At 58.4% G+C, this 20,360-nt stretch carries 16 protein-coding genes; 10 read left to right on the top strand and 6 right to left on the bottom strand.

Annotated features, from left to right (window positions below; translation table 11 throughout):
* Positions 1-119 precede the first annotated feature (119 nt).
* The 8 genes from BGIM_RS59990 (at position 120) to BGIM_RS54800 (ending at position 6,083) form a co-directional block, all read left to right on the top strand.
* On the top strand, positions 120-542 hold the full coding sequence (locus BGIM_RS59990) for an ester cyclase (protein WP_084760451.1): 423 nt from the start codon (positions 120-122) through the stop codon (positions 540-542).
* A gap of 46 nt (positions 543-588) precedes the next feature.
* On the top strand, positions 589-897 hold the full coding sequence (locus BGIM_RS0139190) for a DUF4240 domain-containing protein (RefSeq protein ID WP_020475066.1): 309 nt from the start codon (positions 589-591) through the stop codon (positions 895-897).
* Positions 898-923: 26 nt separating this feature from the next.
* Positions 924-1,139 (top strand): hypothetical protein, encoded by a 216-nt coding sequence (locus BGIM_RS59065; RefSeq protein WP_238537811.1) that lies wholly within the window; start codon positions 924-926, stop codon positions 1,137-1,139.
* Positions 1,140-1,155: 16 nt separating this feature from the next.
* Positions 1,156-1,737 carry a GNAT family N-acetyltransferase gene (locus BGIM_RS0139180; protein WP_020475064.1) on the top strand — a complete coding sequence of 194 codons (582 nt, stop codon included), beginning with the start codon at positions 1,156-1,158 and terminating at the stop codon, positions 1,735-1,737.
* 43 nt (positions 1,738-1,780) lie between these two features.
* Complete coding sequence (locus BGIM_RS0139175; RefSeq protein ID WP_162136336.1) at positions 1,781-2,506, top strand: TIGR02996 domain-containing protein; 726 nt, start codon at positions 1,781-1,783, stop codon at positions 2,504-2,506.
* Positions 2,507-2,702: 196 nt separating this feature from the next.
* On the top strand, positions 2,703-3,947 hold the full coding sequence (metK, locus tag BGIM_RS0139170) for a methionine adenosyltransferase (RefSeq protein WP_029631559.1): 1,245 nt from the start codon (positions 2,703-2,705) through the stop codon (positions 3,945-3,947).
* A gap of 111 nt (positions 3,948-4,058) precedes the next feature.
* The gene (locus BGIM_RS0139165) at positions 4,059-5,360 is read left to right on the top strand and encodes a homoserine dehydrogenase (protein WP_020475061.1); all 1,302 of its coding nucleotides are present in this window, start codon (positions 4,059-4,061) and stop codon (positions 5,358-5,360) included.
* A gap of 15 nt (positions 5,361-5,375) precedes the next feature.
* Entirely contained in the window at positions 5,376-6,083 is a 708-nt protein-coding gene (locus BGIM_RS54800) for a HisA/HisF-related TIM barrel protein (RefSeq protein WP_020475060.1), read from the top strand.
* A gap of 12 nt (positions 6,084-6,095) precedes the next feature.
* On the opposite strand, the gene BGIM_RS0139155 is transcribed toward BGIM_RS54800, so the two are convergent.
* Positions 6,096-7,598 (bottom strand): hypothetical protein, encoded by a 1,503-nt coding sequence (locus BGIM_RS0139155; RefSeq protein WP_157369769.1) that lies wholly within the window; start codon positions 7,596-7,598, stop codon positions 6,096-6,098.
* Positions 7,599-7,804: 206 nt separating this feature from the next.
* On the opposite strand from BGIM_RS0139155, the gene rpsO reads away from it, so the two are divergent.
* Both rpsO and pnp read left to right on the top strand, forming a co-directional pair.
* Positions 7,805-8,074, top strand: coding sequence for a 30S ribosomal protein S15 (gene rpsO / locus BGIM_RS0139150; RefSeq protein ID WP_020475058.1), 270 nt, complete (start codon positions 7,805-7,807; stop codon positions 8,072-8,074).
* Positions 8,075-8,286: 212 nt separating this feature from the next.
* On the top strand, positions 8,287-10,383 hold the full coding sequence (pnp, locus tag BGIM_RS0139140) for a polyribonucleotide nucleotidyltransferase (RefSeq protein ID WP_020475057.1): 2,097 nt from the start codon (positions 8,287-8,289) through the stop codon (positions 10,381-10,383).
* Between the two features lie 285 nt (positions 10,384-10,668).
* On the opposite strand, the gene BGIM_RS0139135 is transcribed toward pnp, so the two are convergent.
* The 5 genes from BGIM_RS0139135 to BGIM_RS0139115 form a co-directional block, all read right to left on the bottom strand.
* Complete coding sequence (locus tag BGIM_RS0139135) at positions 10,669-12,324, bottom strand: sigma-70 family RNA polymerase sigma factor (RefSeq protein ID WP_020475056.1); 1,656 nt, start codon at positions 12,322-12,324, stop codon at positions 10,669-10,671.
* 622 nt (positions 12,325-12,946) lie between these two features.
* Complete coding sequence (locus tag BGIM_RS0139130) at positions 12,947-13,465, bottom strand: sigma-70 family RNA polymerase sigma factor (RefSeq protein ID WP_157369768.1); 519 nt, start codon at positions 13,463-13,465, stop codon at positions 12,947-12,949.
* Positions 13,466-13,827: 362 nt separating this feature from the next.
* The gene (locus tag BGIM_RS0139125; RefSeq protein WP_020475054.1) at positions 13,828-16,947 is read right to left on the bottom strand and encodes a PVC-type heme-binding CxxCH protein; all 3,120 of its coding nucleotides are present in this window, start codon (positions 16,945-16,947) and stop codon (positions 13,828-13,830) included.
* Between the two features lie 443 nt (positions 16,948-17,390).
* On the bottom strand, positions 17,391-18,719 hold the full coding sequence (locus tag BGIM_RS0139120) for a type IV secretory system conjugative DNA transfer family protein (RefSeq protein ID WP_020475053.1): 1,329 nt from the start codon (positions 18,717-18,719) through the stop codon (positions 17,391-17,393).
* 178 nt (positions 18,720-18,897) lie between these two features.
* Positions 18,898-20,127 (bottom strand): hypothetical protein, encoded by a 1,230-nt coding sequence (locus tag BGIM_RS0139115; RefSeq protein ID WP_029631555.1) that lies wholly within the window; start codon positions 20,125-20,127, stop codon positions 18,898-18,900.
* Between the last annotated feature and the right edge of the window lie 233 nt (positions 20,128-20,360).

Raw genomic sequence — 20,360 nt, 5'->3', positions numbered from 1 at the left:
CCGAAATTTCCGGGCATAATCCCATCTTCCTTTGCAAATTTTTGCAAGCAAGACTCGTCCGGCATGGCAACCCACACGCCTGCCGAAACAGTGAATCAAAGCCCCTTTTCGGAGACAACATGGCCCACGAAAACATCGGCATCGTTCGGCGTTGGTTCGAGGAAATCTGGAACCAGCGAAAGCCGGAGGTCATCGACGAACTGCTCGTTGCCGAAAGCACTTGTTATTCAGACGAGGGCCCGATCGTCGGTCCACAAGAGTTCAAGGACAAGCAATACTATCCGTTGATCGCCGCCTTCCCGGATATGCGGGTGAAAGTCGAGTCGGTGATCGGGGACGGGGATCAGGTGGCGATCCGTTGGAGCGCGGTCGGCACCCACACCGGAGATGGTCTCGGTTTCAAAGAAACGCACTCCCAAGTCGCGTTCAACGGCATGTCTTGGATTCATGTCCGCAACGGCAAAATGATGGAAGGCTGGCAGGTCTCGAACATCACAGAAGCCGTCCGGGGATTGGCGGCAAAAGCGGCTACGTTGGAATGAATTTTTGATCGACCATCACAAACATTGATGATTCTGGAGCATGGCCATGATGGATGAAACCCGGTTCTGGAACATCATCGACACGTCCCGCCAACAAGCGAGCGAGCAGAAACGCCGTCAGGGCCAAGATTTCATCGACATTCACGAGAAGACGCTTGCGGACGCGCTTCGTCAGCTACCGGCCGAGGAAATCGCCGCCTTTGACGAACGATTCCATCATTATTCCGGCCGGGCTTACCATTGGGATCTCTGGGCGGCGGCTTATTGGTTGCATGGCGGTTGCAGCGACGACGGGTTTACCGATTTCCGGGCTTGCCTCATCAGTCTTGGCAAGAACTGTATTTCCAAATCTTGAAAGACCCGGATTCGCTGGCGGACATCGTGGACCGTCCGGATGTCCCGTATATGCAGGCCGAGGGCTTTCAGTATGTGGCCTCCAAGGTTTACCGGGAGAAAACCGGCGAGGAGGACATGCCGCTATATGCCAGCGACCATCCCGACGAACCTGTCGGCGAGCAACTCGATCATGATGACGAAGAGTTGATGGCCGAGCATTTCCCCAAATTGGTGGCGAAGTTCCCGGAAATGGGGGACTGACCATCACGGAGACACCATGAGGCTTGAGATTCCCATTTTAAGCGGCCGAATAGTGCGGCTTGAACCGCTCGACGAGTCGCACCGCGAGCCATTGCGTCTGGCGGCCGAAGACGAGCGAATCTGGAAACTCACACTCACACGCGGTGACGGGGCGGGATTCAATCAATGGTTTGACACCGCGCAGGCCGATATATTGGCCGGGCACCGGGTGCCGTTCGTCGTTCGGCAACTCAACGACGGCCAATTGATCGGCAGCACCAGTTACCTCGACATTTTCCTGCGGCACAAAAGAATCGAGATCGGTTCGACATGGTACCACCCCGATTCATGGGGAACGGCCATCAACCCCGAATGCAAACTTCTGTTGCTTGCTCATGCGTTTGAGATTCTCGGCGTCAACCGCGTGGCCCTACAAACGGACGCCCTAAACCTCCGCTCCCAAAACGCCATCGCCAAACTCGGCGCCACCCGCGAAGGCGTTCTTCGATCACACATGATTTCGCAGGGAGGCCGCGTGCGGGACACGGTGATGTTCGGCATTGTCAGGGAGCAATGGGCGTTGGTGAAGATGGGGTTGGAGGCGAGGATTCGAGGTTAATTTGCGTGAGGAAAACAACCACAATGGTACGAGAATGGGCGACATGGCACGCATGAATGACGAGGATCAATTCTTGGTGGCGTTGCGCGAAGCCCCTCATGATGAGGGGTTACGGCTCAAATATGCAGACTGGTTACAAGAACGAGGCGATCCGCGTGGCGAATTCCTCAAAGTTTCGCATGACTTGAAGGATATTTATTGGCGAACTCCGGAATATGCTTCGGCGTGTGAGCGAAAAGAAACGCTTATGCGAACCTTGAGCAAGGAATGGCTTTTGTTAGTTGGGGAGCATGTCCCCGCCACCATTGCGGAAATTTTTGACGATTCTATTCGAGTTCGGATCGATCAAACAATCGGATGGCTTCATGTGAAAGATATGACTAATCCTCCTCAGAAACGAGGGAAGCCAAATTGGTGTGCCCCCGGCGACATCCTAAATGTGCTACTTTTGGAGATCGAAAAGGAAAGTGAGCGGCAAATTCTTGGGATGGCATGGACGGGGGTTGATCCTTGGTCTGGCGTGCGGCACATCCTTCCGGTGGGCACGGTCATAATCGGAACTGTCACAAAAATCAGCGGATTTGGCATTTTTGTCGAACTGGAACCCGGCGTGGAAGGCATCATATGGACAACCGAAGGGCGATGGTCGCACCCGGCTAACTTGCCACCGGATTTTTTTCAGCCGGGTCATCAGGTCAAAGTCGTCGTCACACGCATTGATGATGTCGAACGTAAGATTAATCTTCGGTTTGCGGACGAAGTAGTTTGACTGAAGCTGGCACACATGTCAGTGCTATTGGCCCAAGCGAATCGATGACTGGCAGTCCTCGCTCCGCTACGAAGACTCCGCGTCGCGGCTTCACGAGGTTTCGTCCGGCCGCCTTGGCATCTTCCACTTGGAACAACTCCCGCCCGCCATAGAACACAAGGATTACGGTTTTACCGATCTATGGGGAGACGAAACGGTGAGCGAGCGTTATCTGTTCACGAGCGAATCGGTGTCGATGGGCCATCCGGACAAGGTGGCTGACCAAATCTCGGACGCCGTGCTGGATTTTTGTTTGAAGCACGATGCGAAAAGCCGGGTCGCCTGTGAAACGCTCGTGACGACCAACTTGGCCGTTGTCGCCGGGGAAATCACCACCAGTGCCCCCCTCACGGTCGGGGCCATCCAGCAATTAGTGCGGGACACCATCACCGAGATCGGTTACACCGACCCGGCGATGGAATTCACCGCCCAGACCAGCAATGTCATCAGCTATGTGCATTCGCAATCCCCGGACATCAGCATGGGTGTTGATGTCGGCGGGGCTGGCGACCAAGGGATGATGTTCGGCTTCGCCTGCGACGAAACCAAGTCGCTGATGCCGTTGCCGATCCATGTCGCTCACCGGCTGGTCGAAAATCATGCCGCCATGCGCAAAGACGGCCGGTTGAAGTTCTTGCGTCCTGACGCCAAGAGCCAGGTGACCGTCGAATACAACATGGACGGAACGCCGCATCGCTTCCACACCGTCGTGCTGTCCACGCAACACGACGACTCCGTGATGACCAAGGTGGACGGCAAAGACACCTTCACGGACGCCGCCCGGCAACTCATCATCGACAAGTTGATTGATCCGACGTTGCGGGCCGAACGGGCCGATCTCATCAAGGGGAAACTCGTGATGATGACCCCGAACAAGCCGGACCAAAAGCTCGGCGAGAACGACATCCCCTGTTACATCAACCCGACCGGGAACTTCCTCGTCGGCGGTCCCCACGGGGATTGCGGACTCACCGGCCGCAAGATCATCGTGGACACCTACGGCGGCCGGGGCCGGCACGGCGGCGGGGCGTTCAGCGGCAAGGACCCGACGAAAGTGGACCGCTCGGCGGCCTACGTTGCCCGATACATCGCCAAGAACATTGTGGCGGCCGGTCTGGCGAAGCAATGTGAAGTCCAATTGAGCTACGCCATCGGCCACCCGGACCCGCTTTCCATTTGGGTGAACACCGCCGGGACCACCAAGGCGGGCGTGTCGGACGACCGGCTAGTCGCCCTGATTCGCAAGCACTTTGACCTGACCCCGGCCGGGATCATCAAGTCCCTCGACTTGCGCCGACCCATCTACAAGGAAACCGCCCGTCACGGCCACTTCGGCCGGGAACTGCCGGACTTCACTTGGGAGAAGACGGACAAGGCCGAGTTGTTGAAGAAAGACGCGTGATTTTCGAGCGTGGGTCAGGCTTTCCCGCCTGACCCACGCTCTGTCAGGCGGGAAAGCCTGACCTGCTTATCAAAACCGCAATTCCCCGACTCAGAGGCAGACGGCAGGGACATGGTGGAACCATTGCAATTGGCGATGCTCGGCGGGGGGACCGTCGGCGGCGGCGTGGCGAAGATATTGCTGGGCCATGCGGACCGCATCACCTCGCGGGCCGGTCGCCCGGTGCAACTCCGTCACGTCGTCGTGCGCGACCCGGCCAAAACCCGGCCGTCGATTCCCAAAGAAATCATCTCCACGGATTGGAAGGCAGCCGTCCACGATCCGCAAGTTCACGTCGTCGTGGAACTGATGGGGGGCACAACCACCGCGAAAATGGCGGTGATGGAAGCCCTCGCCGCCGGGAAACATGTCGTCACCGCGAATAAGGCGCTTCTGGCCGAACACGGGGCCGAAATCTTTGAACACGCCCGCCGACACGAGCGAGTGGTCGCCTTCGAGGCCAGCGTCGCCGGAGGCATTCCGATCATCGGGGCTTTGTCGCAAAGCCTTACGGCTAATCAAGTAACGGCTCTCCAAGGGATTCTCAACGGAACCAGCAATTTCATTCTGACCTCGATGGCCGACAAGGGCATGTCGTATGCGGATGCCCTCAAGGAAGCCCAGCGACTCGGCTACGCGGAAGCGGACCCGACGCTTGATGTGGATGGCTCCGACGCCGCCCACAAGCTGGCGATTCTCGTACAACTCGCCTTCGGCGTGACGGCCACTCTCGGGGACATCGAACGCCAAGGCATCGACGGCCTGAGCGCGATGGACCTGCGCTTCGCCCAAGAACTTGGCTACACGGTAAAACTCCTCGCCGAGGCCTGGCTCGAAGGCAAAGAAGTGGCCCTGCACGTCGCCCCCGTGCTTCTTCGCCACACGGACATGCTCGCCCAAGTTCGCGGAGCGTTCAACGCGATCCAGATCAAGGGAGATGCCGTCGGCGAAGTCCTGTTTCAAGGCCCCGGCGCCGGGGAACTGCCGACGGCTAGCAGCGTCGTCGGGGACATCATCGACATTGCCGTGGGTCGCGCCCAGCGAACCTTCGCCGCCAGCAAACTTTGGTCCGGTTCCCCGCAAGGATTCGTCCTGCGGCCGTCCCAAGGCGTCAAATCCCGCTTCTACCTGCGGGTGCTGGTGGCCGACAAACCCGGCGTCCTCGCCGACGTGGCCCGCGTGCTGGCCGACGAGCAAATCAGCATCGCCACGGTGATCCAGCACGAAGCCCAAGAAGAACACGCCGAGGCCGTGGTCCCGCTGGTTATCATGACCCATTACGCCGAGACCGGCCGATTCCGATCCGCCTTGGACAAATTGAACAAGCTCCCCGGAGTCGTGTCGCCGGGGGTGAGTTATTCGGTGGATGATTAACTGGCTTGGTCTTTCGTGAGAATCATCCCCGTCCTTGATCTTCTCAACGGCGTCGTCGTCCGCGGCGTCGGCGGTCGGCGGCACGAATACCGGCCGATCCAAAGTGTTCTCACCTCCTCGGTCGATCCCATCCCAGTGGCCAATGCGCTGATTGAGGCGTTCAACCCCTCCGAAATCTACATCGCCGATTTGGATGCGATCCAATCATCCGGTTCTTGTCCCCTTGTCCCCTTGTCCCCTTGTCACCCGGTCACAATCTGGCTCGATGCCGGTGTCCGGGATGCTGCCTCGGCCATGCGTGTTGCCGGGACGGGGTGTCACGTCGTCGCCGGATTGGAGACCGTCGAATCACCGGAGGTCTTGCGGGAAATTTTGGAGGCGGTTTCCCCGGAGAAAGTGGTCTTCTCGCTCGATTTGAAAGCGGGAACTCCCCTGCGGACTTGGCCGGGAATCGCCGAACCGCTGGCTATTGCCCGGCACGTCGTTTCCCTCGGCGTTCAACGAATGATTGTGCTGGACCTGGCCCGTGTTGGAGAAGGTCAAGGAACCGGAACTGATGACTTGTGCCGCCGGTTGGCGGGTGAATTCCCCGGCCTTGATTTGATCGCCGGGGGAGGAATCACTTCAATCGAAGACATTCAACAACTGGCTGATTTGGGGGTGAAGGGCGCGCTCGTCGCCTCGGCCCTGCACGATGGCCGGATTCGTCCAACGAATACCTGAATCTCGACCGTCTTACTTCCCCTGAATCACCTTTAACTCCGGGGCCGCGAGATCCAAGCGGTACATCACTTGGTTGTAGTTGTACCGGGGGGTGGCGTAGGGATTGCCGGAGAAGTCGTTGGTGTAGGTTCCCTCGAAATAGATCGTTCGGCCGCCGTCCCGGTCCAGAAAGGCGTGATGGCCCACGTTGTAAAACGTCTGCCGGTCGTGCATTGCCACCCGCACCCCCGGCGTAAACGGGCCGACGGGGGAATCAGCCTCCGCATACCAGACTTCGCCGAGATGCGAGGTCTGGCCGCCGATCCGACAGGCGACCAACACCCATTTCTTGCGGAAATCGTTCCAGCGGACGGAACCGGTGTGCAACACGATCCGGTCTTTGCCGTTGGCATCCACCAGCGTGAACCGGGCATCCTCCGGGCGCAGTTTCCCGGCTTTCAGCAATTTGGATTCCTTGTCCGAATCGGTCGGGGGAAGTTCTTTCTGCCATCGCCATTCCGGTTTGCCGTCCTTGTCGAACTGACAGGCAAACGCTTCATATTGGGCCGGATCGAGAACAGCGGCCAGCGTCGCCGGAACGCGAATGTTTGGGATGGCGGCGCCGAACATCAGCCAGCGTTGTCCGCCTTCTTCCATGATGATCGGATGGCCGCGAGGATATCGCCATTTTTCATCAAGCGGCAACTGTCGGGCGACGGTGAAGATGTTCTTGTCGTCATCGAAGACGGCGATGCCCTGCTCCAGTTCACCGTTTAAACCCTTGCGACGCGAGTAATGACCGATGAGTTTTTCGCCGTTTTTGCCGTCGGCCACTGCGCAGACGCCGAAGATCCAAATCACTCCTTCGGGACGCTCGGACAATGGCATCATCGCCCGGGCGAAGCCGGTTTTGTCCGTGAAATAGTCGTAGGGGAGGCCATTGCTGATATCCCCGTCGGGGATGGCCGTCGTGGCTCCGGCTGTGCGGTACAACCCGAGCGGGTATTTGATTTGGTTGGTATCCCCCCAGAACCAATACACTTTGCCTCGATAAACGGCCGCCTGAATGGAATCCTGCCCGGCCACTTGCCCCGGATTCGGGGAGTCGGCCAGCGGGACAGGATGTCCGAGCAACTTGGTATCCCGCCATTTTCCCTCTCCGGTGAGCCGAGTCAGCCGATGAGCAACAATCATTCGCTTCAGCGGAATCTCGACCACTTCCCCGGCTTTTGGCGTCACACGCACGCCGGAGATGCCGAAACCGTCCTTGGGGGCTTCGTAGCCATGACCCCGCACGGAGAAGAACACTTCCGTTCCCATCAGGTCCGGCTCGCGGAAAGCGATTCGCCCGGCGTTGTCCGTCACGAATTTCAGTTCGTTCACGGTTGTGAGTTCAACGAGGGGAAGACCCCGCTTCGTCTCGGCGTCAATGACTCGCAGTTCGGCATACTCCCCGCCAGCGGCCGGGAGATTCATCACCATGAGAAACGCCCAGCCAAGCATCAATGCTCCGCGCATCCGTCCGTGTGTCTTCATGTCTTCCATTCCGAAGTTCAAATCCCCCACTCCGAATTGTAAGGAGTTCGGCGTTCCATGCTTCGAGTTCCGAGTTTCTTTCAATGACTCACTTGTCGTTCCGGTGGCTGATTCCCACAATGCTAAGGTATCGAAGCAAACCACTATGTAACGGTTTGAACAACGAGGCAGGAGTCGATTAGCGGGCAGGGCTCGTCGAGGCGCATATGGCGATTTCCAAGGAACGCAAAACGGACATTATCACCAACCACAAGCGTGCAGAGAACGACAGTGGTTCACCGGAAGTTCAGATTGCGCTTCTGACGGCGCGGATCAATGACCTCACCGAGCACATGCGGAACAACAAGAAGGACCACGCGTCGCGGCGTGGCTTGCTGAAGATGGTCAGCAAGCGTTCCGACATGCTGAAGTATCTGCAAACAAAGGATCGGCCCCGCTATCTGGCGCTCATCCAGAAGCTTGGCCTCCGCAAGTAACTGTTTTTGGTTTCTGGTTCACGGCCAAACGATCAACAGATTCGCTTGGAATTTGTTGTCATCTCTCAAAAAACCTCGACCGTCTCCGACGGCCGGGGTTTTTTGCAAATAGCCAGAATCAAATCTCAGTCACTTCGGAACAGAAACAACGAAAAATTCTCACTCAGTCGGCCGATTGACTCCTGCCGCAGCATGTGAGAGGTAACACCCTGATGTCAGTGACTCAAGTCCAATGTGCTTTTGGCGGCTCCACTCTCGTCCTTGAAACCGGAAAACTGGCGAAACAAGCCTCCGGGGCCGTCCTCGTCCGGTTCGGGGACACCATGACCCTGAACACCGTCGTCGAAGGCGGTATTCGGCCGGGCATCGACTTCTTCCCCCTCACCGTGGAATACCGCGAGCGCTACGCCGCCGCCGGCAAGTTCCCCGGCGGGTACATCAAGCGGGAAGGGCGAAATTCCATCAAGGAAACCCTGACCGCCCGCCTGATTGACCGACCCCTTCGACCGCAATTCCCCGCCGACTACGTTAACGAAGTCCAGATCATCTGCACCGTGATGGCCGCCGACCGGCAAAACGACCCGGACATCCTGTCGATGATCGGGGCCAGCGCCGCCCTCCACGTCTCGGACATCCCCTTCGCCAAGCCGACCGCCGCCGTGCGGGTTGGCCGCGTGGACGGCAAGTACGTCGTGATGCCGACCGTGGCCGACATGGAATCCAGCGACCTCGACCTCGTGGTCGCCGGGACGCGGGACGCCGTCGCTATGATCGAGGGCTTTGCCCGTGAACTCCCCGAAGACGTGATCCTCGAAGCGGTGTTATTCGGTCATTCGCAGATCGTGACGATCATTGAGTTGATCGAAGAACTGCGTGAAAAAGCTGGCCTTGGCAAAAAGCCCGGCGCCCCGGCCTCGGCCCCCAATCCGCTGACGGCGATCTTCGCGGAGAAGTATGCCGAAGATCTGAAGACCCGCAAGCTCACCAAGGCCAAACTCGAGCGCTACGAAAAGGTCGATGAACTCAAGGCCAAGGTCAAGGCCGAGTACATGGGCGAGGGGACCGCTTACACCACCCAGCAATTCGGCTTCGCGTGGATGACGCTGGAAGAAAAGGTCTTCCGCGACCTCGCCCTCAGTGGCGTCCGTCTCGACGGCCGGGGCTTCAAGGAAATCCGGCCGCTGTCCAGCGAAGTCGGTTTGCTTCCTTGCGTTCACGGTTCCAGCCTGTTCCAACGGGGCGAAACGCAAGCCCTCATCACGGCCACCCTCGGGACGGTCGCCGATGAGCAGAAGATCGAAGGACTGGAAGGCGAGTACAGCAAGAAGTTCATGCTGGACTACAACTTCCCGCCCTTCTCCGTCGGCGAAACGAAGCCGGTGCGGGCTCCCGGTCGTCGGGAAATCGGTCACGGCATGTTGGCGGAACGGTCCCTGAAGGCCGTGCTGCCGCCGACCACCCGATTCCCGTACACCCTGCGACTCATCTCCGACATTCTGGAATCGAACGGTTCCTCCTCGATGGCCTCCGTGTGCGGCGGGACGCTCGCCCTGATGGACGCCGGGGTGCCGATCAAGCAACCCGTCGCCGGGATTTCGATCGGCCTCGTGAAAGAAGGCAAGAAGTTCACCTTGTTCACCGATATCCAAGGCGACGAAGACCACTTCGGCGACATGGACTTCAAGGTGGCCGGGACTCAAAACGGCGTGACCGGCATTCAGCTTGACCTGAAGATCGAAGGCATCACCGAAGAAATCATCAAGGCCGCCCTCGAACAAGCGAAGGAAGGCCGCCGCGAAATCCTCCGGCACATGCTGACGACGCTTCGCAAGCCCCGGCCGAGCCTCAGCCCCCGAGCCCCGCGGTTGCTCACCACGAAGATCAGCCCCGAAAAGATCGGCCTGCTCATCGGGCCGGGCGGCAAGAACATCAAGGCCATTCAAGAATCCACCGGCGCCAAGCTCGATGTGGATGATGACGGCACCGTGTACATCGCCCACAGCGACGCCGCCGGGGCCGAGGCGGCCAAGTCCAAGGTCGAGGCGCTGTGCGAAGAAGTGAAGATCGGCAAGACGTACACCGGCAAGGTGGCGTCCATCAAGGAATTCGGGGCGTTCATTGAGATCGTCCCCGGCAAAGACGGCCTCCTGCACATCAGCGAAATCGACCATTTCCGCGTCGGCCGGGTCGAAGACGTGCTGCAAGTCGGCCAGGTGATTGACGTGAAGGTGGTCGCCATCGACGACCAGAACCGCATCAAACTGTCCCGCAAGGCGTTGCTGCCCCCGACAAATGGTGGCGGGAAGTAAGTTCAGGGGCTCAGAAAAGAGAAGAGTTCACGCAAAGATCGCAAAGGGGACGCAAAGTTCGCCTAAGTTGTCAAAGCCCACTGGCAAACGCTCGCCCCCGTGTGACTGATGAAATTTTAATTTTCACCAAACACGCGGGGGGAAGTTGTTGATACCGGGCTTTGACAACTTAGGCGAGCTTTGCGTCCCCTTTGCGATCTTTGCGTGAAGTCTGCTCTTCTTCAAACGAAAAAAGGCCGCCTCATTTCGAGGCGGCCTTTTGCGTTGACTGTCTGTCGTCAGGACTCAGGCATCTTTCACGTCGGCCTTGTCTTTCAACTGCTTCATGCCGCGAACATTGATCTGCCGCACCCGTTCCTTCGTGATGCCGAAGTGCTGGCCGATTTGTTCGAGGGTCATCTCGGCGCTGCCGTCGAGACCGTTCCGCATGCGGATGATGTCCCGCGTCCGGGGGTCGAGGACTTCGAGCAACTTGCTCACCTTGTCCTTGACCAACTCGGCTTGGGCCAGCACTTCCTGCTCGTCGGTGCGGACATCCGGCCGGGCCTCGAACATGTCTTCGTGGCCGGTCACATACCGTTCGCGGTGGGTCTTTTCGTCCGGGATGCTCCGGGCGAAGTTCTTCATGATGGCCCACGTCGCATAGGTGCTGAACTTGTTGCCCCGTGAGAAGTCAAACTTCTCGACGGCCCGCATCAGGGAGATCGACCCGTCGGACATCAGTTCCGGCAGGTTGTCGAACTGGTTGGCGTGCTTCTTGGCGATGCTCGCCACCAACCGGGTATTGCAGCCGATCAACCGGTCCCGCACCAGCCGGATCTCGGCATGCAGGTCTTCCAGTTGTTTGAGGTCGCCAGTTTGAGCGGCGGCCGGGTCCATCGTGTCCCGGAGTTTGTTCACCCGGTACTTGACGTAGTTCATCTTCCGGAAGAGGTGCTGTTCCTGCTCTTTGTTGAGCAGTGGCATCCGGTACAGATGCTGCATCTCGGCCGGGACATCCTTCGGGGCTGTCATGGTCAGACAGGCCGCCTGGAAGGCTTCCTCGCCGGGCATGGTGGCCATGATGACGGCTTCGTTCTCGGGAACCTCGAACGATTCGTGGTGGATATATTCCACCGGCTTTTCCATCACCCGGCGGGCTTGAATCTCGTTGATCGCCTGATAAACGGCGAGACGGGTCCGATCATATTGTTTGGCAAGAGTTTCCACGGGAACACCCCTTTCGTAGTCTTTGAAGATCATTTCCTTGACCTGAACATCCAACGACACCCGGCGATCCGGAAAGATCGCGTGCTGCGGACACTCGCGGTCGAAGTTTTTGATCGTGTAACGGATCGCTTCGACCGATCGCCTGAACCGGCGGCCAATCCGGCGGCAAACTTCCGTGATGTCACCACCCGCGTTGGCAAGACGACGGGCCCGATACAAAATCCGCGTTCGCTCATCCCCGTCGAGGCGGCTGAAATTCCGGCCGCGTTCCACGAGGTCGTGATTTTCCCGCATAAACCGTTCCACCAGCGACTTGGGATAACCGAGTTGTCGCCGGCCGTTCACGATCATCCGCTGGCCCACCAACCCCCTGACCCGCCACCGGCCGATGGTTTTGGTCGAGACGTTGAATTCCCGGCTGAGTTCGTCCAGCGTGTACATCCGCTCGGGGATGTCCTCGTCCGTCGGGGCCGGGAGATTCTCTCCCGCCAACCGAATGAACTCGGCCAGGTCGGACAGCAGATCCGATCCCGGTATCAACAGGTCGGCATGAGCCTCCGACCAAAAGTCCGTGATCCGAAAACACACAAACGGGTAGGGATACAACCGCCGGGGATCGATCTCCCCGATAAGCTTGGTCGCCTTGGCCGCCTGCTCCCGCCGTCGCTGCGCCGGAGCGTACCGAACTTGCTGGTCGGTCAACTCTTTCAGGGCGGCAGTCAGGAATTCCATGGGACACTTCCCCGGTTATATCCATAAGTTGTTGTCCCGTAAGAAGATTCGTTTCTGGAACGCCACTCTTACGCAAAGTTGCATTCCGCACTCGAATTTTTCCGGGGACAGGAGGTTGGAGGAGTTTGACCAAGTGTCGGATTCTGAAGATCAGAGTCTCGTTGGTCGAGTCGCCCAACTACCTTGGGCATCCGGCCGACCTGGCCTTGACACCCGCCGTATAGAGAAGCAAGGGTCATGCCAAAAATGAAAGATTCCTGACAACAAAAATGGCCCAGGCAGATATGTTGTTGTAAAGCATTATTTATAAATGATTTGCGATTAAAAATTGCGGAAGAATATCAGCGGGAACACTTGCAAGGAAAGTGGGTTAGTGGACAGAATTACATGTAGAGTGTTCAATTTTGCACTTTTGACTGGCCCACCATTGTACGCCTCTCATCAAGCCTTCACTTCATGAGAGCCGCCCGGACTCGGGCCAAACGACATCTCCGTCGAAGACGTCGGGCAACCACACTCAAACTACTTATCAGGAAGAGGATTATCGCCGAAGGGGAGAGACAATTTTGAAGCGGAAGTGTTCAGGGATGCCGCCAACGCCGCCGATGAGCGGCAAAGAAACTCACACCTCCGGTTCGTGGTTCGCCCAACGAGTCCGAAGATTTTTTTGGGCCTTGGCGAGCAACTGACTGGTCCGTTGCCGACTGATCCCGAAGCGGCGGCCGATCTGGGCCAGCGAACAACCCGACCGGTAATGGAGCTGGATAATCTCGTATTGGCGGGCCGAGAGGGTATCCCGGACTTCCGACCAGAGTTGGGCCGCATCCATGTCCCGCCCCGCCTGTTGGAAGTCTTCCCGGTCCGGCGGCTGCCATTCGGTTTCCGGCTCATGGGGTAGCCGGGGAAGAGGCACTTCCCGATCATGCCGTTGCCAGCCGCTAATCAAATGCCGCAGCCGATGGCAAATCACCATGATGGCGTATTTCTTAAACGGCACGCCCCGCGATTGATCGAACAGGTGGTTGGCGTAGGCCAGACCAAAAAGAGCCTCGGCAAACAGATCATCAACGGGAACCCGCCGCCCCTCCCGCCGGGCGAATTTCCACGCGAGGGCTTTGGCCAGCGGGATATGTGAAATCATGATTTCCGTTGTGTGGGCGACGGGTTCCGTGTGTGGGACGGAATATACCGGCGGCGCACCATCCTGGTGCCGGGGGGGAAGTTCGCTCAATAACATCATGCACCCGAAGGGAAAACGCAGTCTTGTTGCTCCCTAATAAATACCTGAACACCTGTACACTGTCAATCGCCGAGTGGCTGGATTTGAGAGAAATCGGCCGCTACGCGGCAGGGTTTAGGGTTTAGGGTTTAGGGTTTAGGGTTTAGGGTTTAGGGTTTAGGGTTTAGGGTTTGCGGGCAGTATCTGAGCGGCGACAGGAGGTTTGTCAACTACCAATCTCTTGTAAACCCTAAACCCTTCCGCGCAGCGGACACAACTGGCACTCACTTGCAGTTTCTTAGGAAGGCGATCAAATCCGCGAGTTCCTGTTCCGTGACTTGTTGGGCCAGTCCGGCGGGCATGATCGAGACTTTGCCAGGGGTCAGTTCCTCGATCTCTTTGCGGTCGATTCGGATTTCCTTGTCGGCGGCCAGCGTCAGGATCAACTCATCCGGGGCGTCCTTTTTGGGGACGCCGTTGAACACCCGGCCGTCGGAGGTTTTCACCGAGACGGGTTCATAACTCCGCACAAAACTGGCCGACGGGAAGACGATGGATTCCAACAAATCCCGTTCGTTGCGGATGGAGCCGATCCGGGTGAGGTCCGGCCCGATTTTGCCGCCGACGTAGCCGAGAGTATGACACGCGATACACGAGGTCTTGGCGCTGTTGAACACCGCCTGGCCCCGGCGAATGTCCCCGGCGGGAAGGCGTTTGGCGAGGGCGTCCAGCGTGGCCGTCTGTTGCTTTAGGTCCGCGTTCAGATGGGCGTTCAACTTCTCGGCCTCGGCCTTGACCGCCTCCGGGTATTTGGCGAATGTCCCCCGCACTTGATCGACGCGGAGCGTGGTTCGCCAGCCGGGGGCTTGGAGTTGCTTCAGAATTTCGAGGCCAAGCGTTTCGCTCGTCGATTGTTGAAAAGCGGCCAACACCCGATCTCGTTCCGCAAGAGTCGTCGAGGGCATCAACCGGACGAGTTCCAGCAATTGGGCCTCCGACCACTTTGACCGGGCCAGCACATCGGCGGCCACGCTCCGATGCTTCGCCTCCGGGGACACCAACAAGCCAAAGACCATTTTTGCCTGTTGGTCGGAAAGGGTGTTTGCCCCGCCGATCACCGAGGCGAGCGCCAGAACCCGAGTGGCCTCCGATTTGGCGTTCGTGGCAATGTGTTGAATCAACTTGTTCCAACCCGCCGCATCAACCTTGGGGGCGGGCATTCGCCGCACGGTCTGCAACACGTCGTCGGTCAGTTCGCCATCGGGTTTGGCCAAAAAACCTTCAAACGCGATTTGCCACGGCCGTGGCATCTCCCGACCAACCGCCGAACGCATCAGGGGCAAAATTCTTTCACGGGCGATGGCCGGGGAGGCTACGGGCAACAGGTCAGCCAGCAGTTGTTGAATGACCGGCGTTCCCGCCAGTTTGGCGATTCGTTCCGCGAGGGCATTCCACTCGGCCGGCTTGATCGTGGTGTCCGTAAGCCGTTCACGGATGACAGGCGACAACTGTTCTGCCGATTCGGGATGCCGGCTGATGATCCACCAAACCGCTTCCTGAAACGCGGCATCCGGCGATTTCAACCCGAGCGTGATGCTCTCGGCCGGAGTTGCCAGCCCCAGTTGATCGCGGGCGATCATTACGCACCGCCGAACGGTGATGCTCGGATTCTTCAATCCCTCAGCCGTCGCCTTGTCGGAACCGATCTCAATGAGGGCATAAGTCAGGGCGTGTTCCAGCGTGCGGTCGATATTCTTGGGGGCCAATGCCTCCAACAGACCCGGCACGGCTGATTCATCGCCGATGCGGCCCAACGCCTCGGCGGCCATGCGGCGGGTGATGAGGTTGTCCGATTGGAGCATTTTCAACAATGCGGGAACATCGGATTTGTCTCGCCAGAGTCCCAAGGCATGAGCTGACGCTTGGAATGCGCCATCCTTTTTCAAAGACCGCTTTGTCAGTTCAGCCACCACCTTGCGAACAAGTTCACGAGAAGCCGGGGAGTCAATCCGAATGGCGACACGAATGGCGTTTGCCCAAGCGGTATCGTCCAAATCGCCATTGTTGGCGGACAAGAGAGTCTTCGCCATGACTTCGATAGATTCATCGCCCCGCCCGGCAATACTCTCGATCAATCTCTGGACGAAAGGCGAAGAGACGGGAAACTCAAGCAAATAGTAAATGAGTTTTGAAACGGGATAGTTTTTGTTGGGCCACGCTTTTTTGTTCCATGCCTCGTCATCGTACTTCTTGTCTGCTTTCCGCACCCGGTAAATCGCCCCCAGCACGTCGGTCTTCACCAGTTGCGAACTCGGGCAACACAACTTGTACCAACCGCCCGTGTCCACAACCAAGATGCTGCCATCCGCTTCCTCGAGTACGTCTGTCGGGTGAAAGTCTTGATTGTCGGAGACGACAAAGTTACTGTCCTCTGTTGTGTACGTCGATCCGGTCGGTTTCAAAACGTGCTTGCTCACCTTGCGCATGTTGAATTGGGTGGCGTACAACGTGTGGCCGACGCGCAGCAACCCCGCCGGGGCGGCCGGTCCCAAATGCGTCATCACCGGCATTAGGTTGGGCGAGGTCCATTTGTGGTCGGGGTCGTAGATCACGTCGTGGTCTTTGCCGTAGATGCCGCCGTAGATGGCGTGGATGAGGCCGTCACGCTGGCCGTTGCCGGGGTGTTGGAAAAACGTGCAGGAGAAGAAGCGTTCACCGTTGGGCAGGAAGGCCATGCCGACGGGGTTGTCCATGCCGCCGGTCATCACGGGTTCGATGCCAGTGCCGTCCGGCTTGGCCCGGAAAATGTGGGAGGCCCGCGTGGTGAACTTTTTGCCGTTGGGAAGCGTGTATTCCTGTTTGGCGAATGCCCCTTTGCACCAGTAGATGTAACCGTCCGGCCCGAGATAGGGGCCGTGCAGGTCATTGGCGCAGCCGGTCACCGTTTTGCCGTCGAACCAAATCTCCCGTTTGTCGGCTTTCCCATCATCGTCGGTGTCGGTCAGTTTCCAGATATGCGGCGGGGCGCCGACGTAGACGCTGCCGCGATGCCAGAGGATGCCTTCGGGAAACATCATCTTGTCGGCGAAGACGGTCGATTTGTCGAAGATGCCATCCCCGTTGGTGTCTTCCAACCGCATGATCCGGTGGGTGGGATTCTTCAATTGCTCGGCCGGTCGCTCGTTCGACCCGGAGGAATCGGCAACGTATAGCCGGCCCTTGTCATCGAACGAGGCAACGATGGGCCGGTCCACCAGCGGTATCTTGGCCGCCAGTTCGATGGTGAACCCTTCGGGAAGGGTGAACGTGTGGCCGTTCAGCTTCACCGTGGTGGTTTTGGTTTCACCCCGCAAATGGGGAACGGCGAACACCAAAGCAAGAAGAACAAGAGCGATTGACCGCATGGAATCATCCTCCGGGCGCGGAGGCCATGATACCACACGTCAAGCGAGACTTGGAACTTGGAACTGAAAACGGGCTAATTCCCCGAAACTTCAAAAGAACAGAAGGTCGGCGAATTTGCGGTGGTGTCTTTTGGTTTTCAAGGTTTGGTATTGGCGAGCCGAGCAGCGTAAGCTGCCGGGTGGCTTCCGGCGGTTAAACCACTTCCCTTTTACTCAGCCGGACTCAAGCCCGTGGCTGGAGCGACTTCCCCGCTGGAAGCCATCCGGCAGCTTACGCTGCTCGGCTCGCCAATACCAAAACTTTGAAAACCAAAAAACCGTAATCGCAAAACGCGAGGTGGACGATGACTGGAACAGGGTATTTGGTTTTATTGGGTTCCGGTTCACGCTCCGCTGTGCAAAGCCTTCGCGTCGCGGCTTCACAGTAGACTGGTCATTTTCTCTTACCGGCCCCGTTCACCGTCTCCATTTTTCACTTTTTCCGCATACATCGGATTGTCCGCGAACAGACCGGCAAACAGGGGGTCGTTCAGATAATCGCCCCGGCGGCAGCGGATTTCGTCGCGGCCGTTGATTTGCACCACTTGTTCGTCGCCGGGGAGCATCAGCAGTTCGTCGGCGGTGTGACGCAGATACACGCCCCAATTAGCGGCCAGCATCCGGTTGTTGATGCCGAAGGTTTGCAGAACAGCACAGTTGTTGACGATGGTCTGCCAAGTCGTCGGGTAGGCCGAGGAAAGCTGGTGCAGGTCTTGCCAGAAGGTCCAGCAAAGCAGGCCGTAGCCGGCGCACAGGGTCATCATTGTTTCGAGGAACGGGAAATTGCCAATCTGGCCGCATTCGTCCAAAAAGAGGATGGTCTTCTTTTCGGGGATGGACGTCCGGGAGATCACGGCCTTCATCAAGGTGCCAAGCCAGAGTTTCAGGATGGCTTTGTGGCTGGTCATCTTGTCCGGCGGCAGGACGATGTACACGGACATTGGTTCGCCGTCGATCACTTCTTGCAACTTGAAACTCGACTGGGCAAACGTGGAACGCACCCGTTCCGAGAGCATCGGCTTGATGTAGGAATTGACCGTGCCAAGCACGCTGGGCCGGGTTTCCTTCTCCGGAAGTTGCAGGAAAGCCGCCAGTTCCTGATAGCTGAGGCGGTTGAGCCTTTTGCCGACCGTGTCGAGAATCACGGCCATTTGATAGGCCGCGTCGTCGGCCATCAGCACGTCGAACACGGTGCCGAGATGCCGTTTTTCCGGTTCGGAGATGGTGGCGTAGCCGATCAGGCCGCTTAACACGCCCCCCGCGTTCAAATCCCAGAACGGGTCTTTCACCCCTTTGTTGCCGAGGGACAGCCAGTCGGCCATCGTTTGGGAGTCGGTTTCCACATCCGCATTGGGAAGGTCGAACACGTCGAAGGGGTTCAATCCGTCGCTTTCCGGTCCTAACACCCGGAAGGGGTCCAGCTTGATAACCTTCTGGCCCATCGCCCGCCGTCGCTCGGATGTTACCCGATACAGTTCCCCTTTCGGATCAAGAACAATCACCGGGCCGTCATACATCAGCAGATTCGGGATGACGAGGCCGCGTCCCTTGCCGGAACGGGTCGGAGCGATGGTCATCAGGTGGCGGTCGCCATCGTACCACAAGCCGTTTGAACTGGCGGCAGGCGGCGGGGCCATTGTGCTGGTGTGGAAGCCGACCGATCTGGCCGGGGAATTGTGCCACCCGAGGAACAATTCGTTCCGGGTTCGCCGAGCAGAGACAAGGGAGGACATGCTTGGACACTCCTTGTGCGTGCGATTCAATCGGACGGGATATCCATAGGAGAGCAACGGCGGGACCGGGGTTCGCCTGTGGGTAATTTGAATTCCGAGACGGCAATCCCCGGCTCATGAATCGTAAGACGATTTTTGGAAGAACGGAAGGGAAGTTGGGATTGTTCCGAAAATCCGGTCAGAATTTGAGGCGAATTTGAAGCTGGCCGAACACTCCCGGATCGACGCTCACGCGGTCGCGGTTGCGGTCCCCGTAACGTCGTCCTTGGAAATAGAAGCGATCAAACCCGTATCCCCCGGAGACTTCGAGGGCGAGATTGAACGGCAAATCAAACGACAGGCCGGTGGCCAGTCGCTTTTCAAATGAAAAGAAACGGTCCCCGTTGTTGGCCCGCTCCGCGAGAAAATAGCTTTCGTAATACCAGTTGAACGAGGCAAAAGCCCGTATCCCCGGCGTTGCCTCCCAAGAGGCTTTGGCCGATAGTGTGCGGATGGGGAGGTAGAACGCCTCCAAGGTCACATCTTCGTAGGGTCTCCATTTCATGAGAAAAGGGATGCCGATGTTCATCTCGAAATACTCGTTCGGCTGGTAAAAGTACGCCACGCCGGGAATCGGATAGGCAAAGTCCGATGTCGGGGAGTAAATGACGGCGAACACCCAATGATCGTTGGCCCGGCCCGGCGTGGTGAGGTAGGCGATGATGCCGGCGTTCAGCACATTGGCGGCCGAGAAGGGTTTGTCGCTGGGGGAACCGGCATTCACGTTCACCCCGGCCGTCCATCCCTCGGCAAAGGAGTGGGAATAACTGACCCCCACGTTGATGTCCCAGAGATTGGTCGGGAAGTCCCGATCAGAGTTCACTAACTTCGCGTCGGTTTTGAAAAGCGAATTGCGGACACCGAGAAAGGCGATGGCGGCATCCGGACCTTCCTGCCAGAACGGGCTGAACAGGGCAAGCTCTTGCCGAACCAACCCCAGATCCTTGCCGGGTTGATTGCCGACATTGCCGGAAGGAAACCAAGTGAGGCCATAACCGGGCAGGCCGTTTTTGCTGGTGAGCAACGCCGCCCCGAACTGTGTTCCGAAAGCGTATTTCTCCTGCCGGGGCTGCCAGTTCTTCGGCAACGGCGGCGGTGGGGCGACGGAAGGAAGCCCCGGAGGATTGGCCCCGAAATTGTCATCACCGCCGGGAGTCGGCGGGCGGGCCGGAACCCCCAACGAAGCCGGAGGAGCCAGCGGTCCCGGCGGGGCCGGGCCGGTGTTATCGCCATCCGGAGGCAATGGAGAGGAAGGAACTCCCAATGTAGCGGTCGGCGGGGGCGGATCTTCCTCGGCTCGCGCGATTCCATGCGCCAGCAAGGCGCCGATCATCATCGGCAGGGCCGCGAGTCGGAACCATCCCCCCATGACGAGAGCCGTACCAAGCCTTCAGGGGTTTGTCGAGGGCAATCCGATTCGGCCGGACGTTGTTGCCCATCCTCACTCAACGGGGCAAATACCCAAGGTGAAAGCCGCCCCGCGCCGTTAGTTGTTACCCAATGGCTGACCTGATCCGATTCGCCAAGAAAACGGCCGTGGAAGGCGCTTGTGGTTGCTTTTCATGCCTCTTGAAAACGGGCCAACAAACGCCGGATTGTGCG

Origin of the sequence: Zavarzinella formosa DSM 19928, from assembly GCF_000255705.1 — a bacterium.
GTDB lineage: Bacteria > Planctomycetota > Planctomycetia > Gemmatales > Gemmataceae > Zavarzinella > Zavarzinella formosa.
The sequence above is the reverse complement of the archived record's forward strand: the minus strand, read 5'-3'. Positions and strand labels throughout refer to the sequence as shown.

What these genes read in the sequence shown, in the direction of transcription:
- BGIM_RS0139115 (WP_029631555.1), bottom strand. Translation starts at nt 20,127, where the DNA reads ATGGGGGGATGGTTCCGACTCGCGGCCCTGCCGATGATGATCGGCGCC.
- BGIM_RS0139120 (WP_020475053.1), bottom strand. Translation starts at nt 18,719, where the DNA reads ATGTCCTCCCTTGTCTCTGCTCGGCGAACCCGGAACGAATTGTTCCTC.
- pnp (WP_020475057.1), top strand. Translation starts at nt 8,287, where the DNA reads ATGTCAGTGACTCAAGTCCAATGTGCTTTTGGCGGCTCCACTCTCGTC.
- BGIM_RS0139175 (WP_162136336.1), top strand. Translation starts at nt 1,781, where the DNA reads ATGGCACGCATGAATGACGAGGATCAATTCTTGGTGGCGTTGCGCGAA.
- BGIM_RS0139125 (WP_020475054.1), bottom strand. Translation starts at nt 16,947, where the DNA reads ATGCGGTCAATCGCTCTTGTTCTTCTTGCTTTGGTGTTCGCCGTTCCC.
- BGIM_RS0139180 (WP_020475064.1), top strand. Translation starts at nt 1,156, where the DNA reads ATGAGGCTTGAGATTCCCATTTTAAGCGGCCGAATAGTGCGGCTTGAA.
- BGIM_RS0139190 (WP_020475066.1), top strand. Translation starts at nt 589, where the DNA reads ATGATGGATGAAACCCGGTTCTGGAACATCATCGACACGTCCCGCCAA.
- BGIM_RS0139130 (WP_157369768.1), bottom strand. Translation starts at nt 13,465, where the DNA reads ATGATTTCACATATCCCGCTGGCCAAAGCCCTCGCGTGGAAATTCGCC.
- BGIM_RS0139165 (WP_020475061.1), top strand. Translation starts at nt 4,059, where the DNA reads ATGGTGGAACCATTGCAATTGGCGATGCTCGGCGGGGGGACCGTCGGC.
- rpsO (WP_020475058.1), top strand. Translation starts at nt 7,805, where the DNA reads ATGGCGATTTCCAAGGAACGCAAAACGGACATTATCACCAACCACAAG.
- BGIM_RS59990 (WP_084760451.1), top strand. Translation starts at nt 120, where the DNA reads ATGGCCCACGAAAACATCGGCATCGTTCGGCGTTGGTTCGAGGAAATC.
- BGIM_RS0139155 (WP_157369769.1), bottom strand. Translation starts at nt 7,598, where the DNA reads ATGAAGACACACGGACGGATGCGCGGAGCATTGATGCTTGGCTGGGCG.
- BGIM_RS0139135 (WP_020475056.1), bottom strand. Translation starts at nt 12,324, where the DNA reads ATGGAATTCCTGACTGCCGCCCTGAAAGAGTTGACCGACCAGCAAGTT.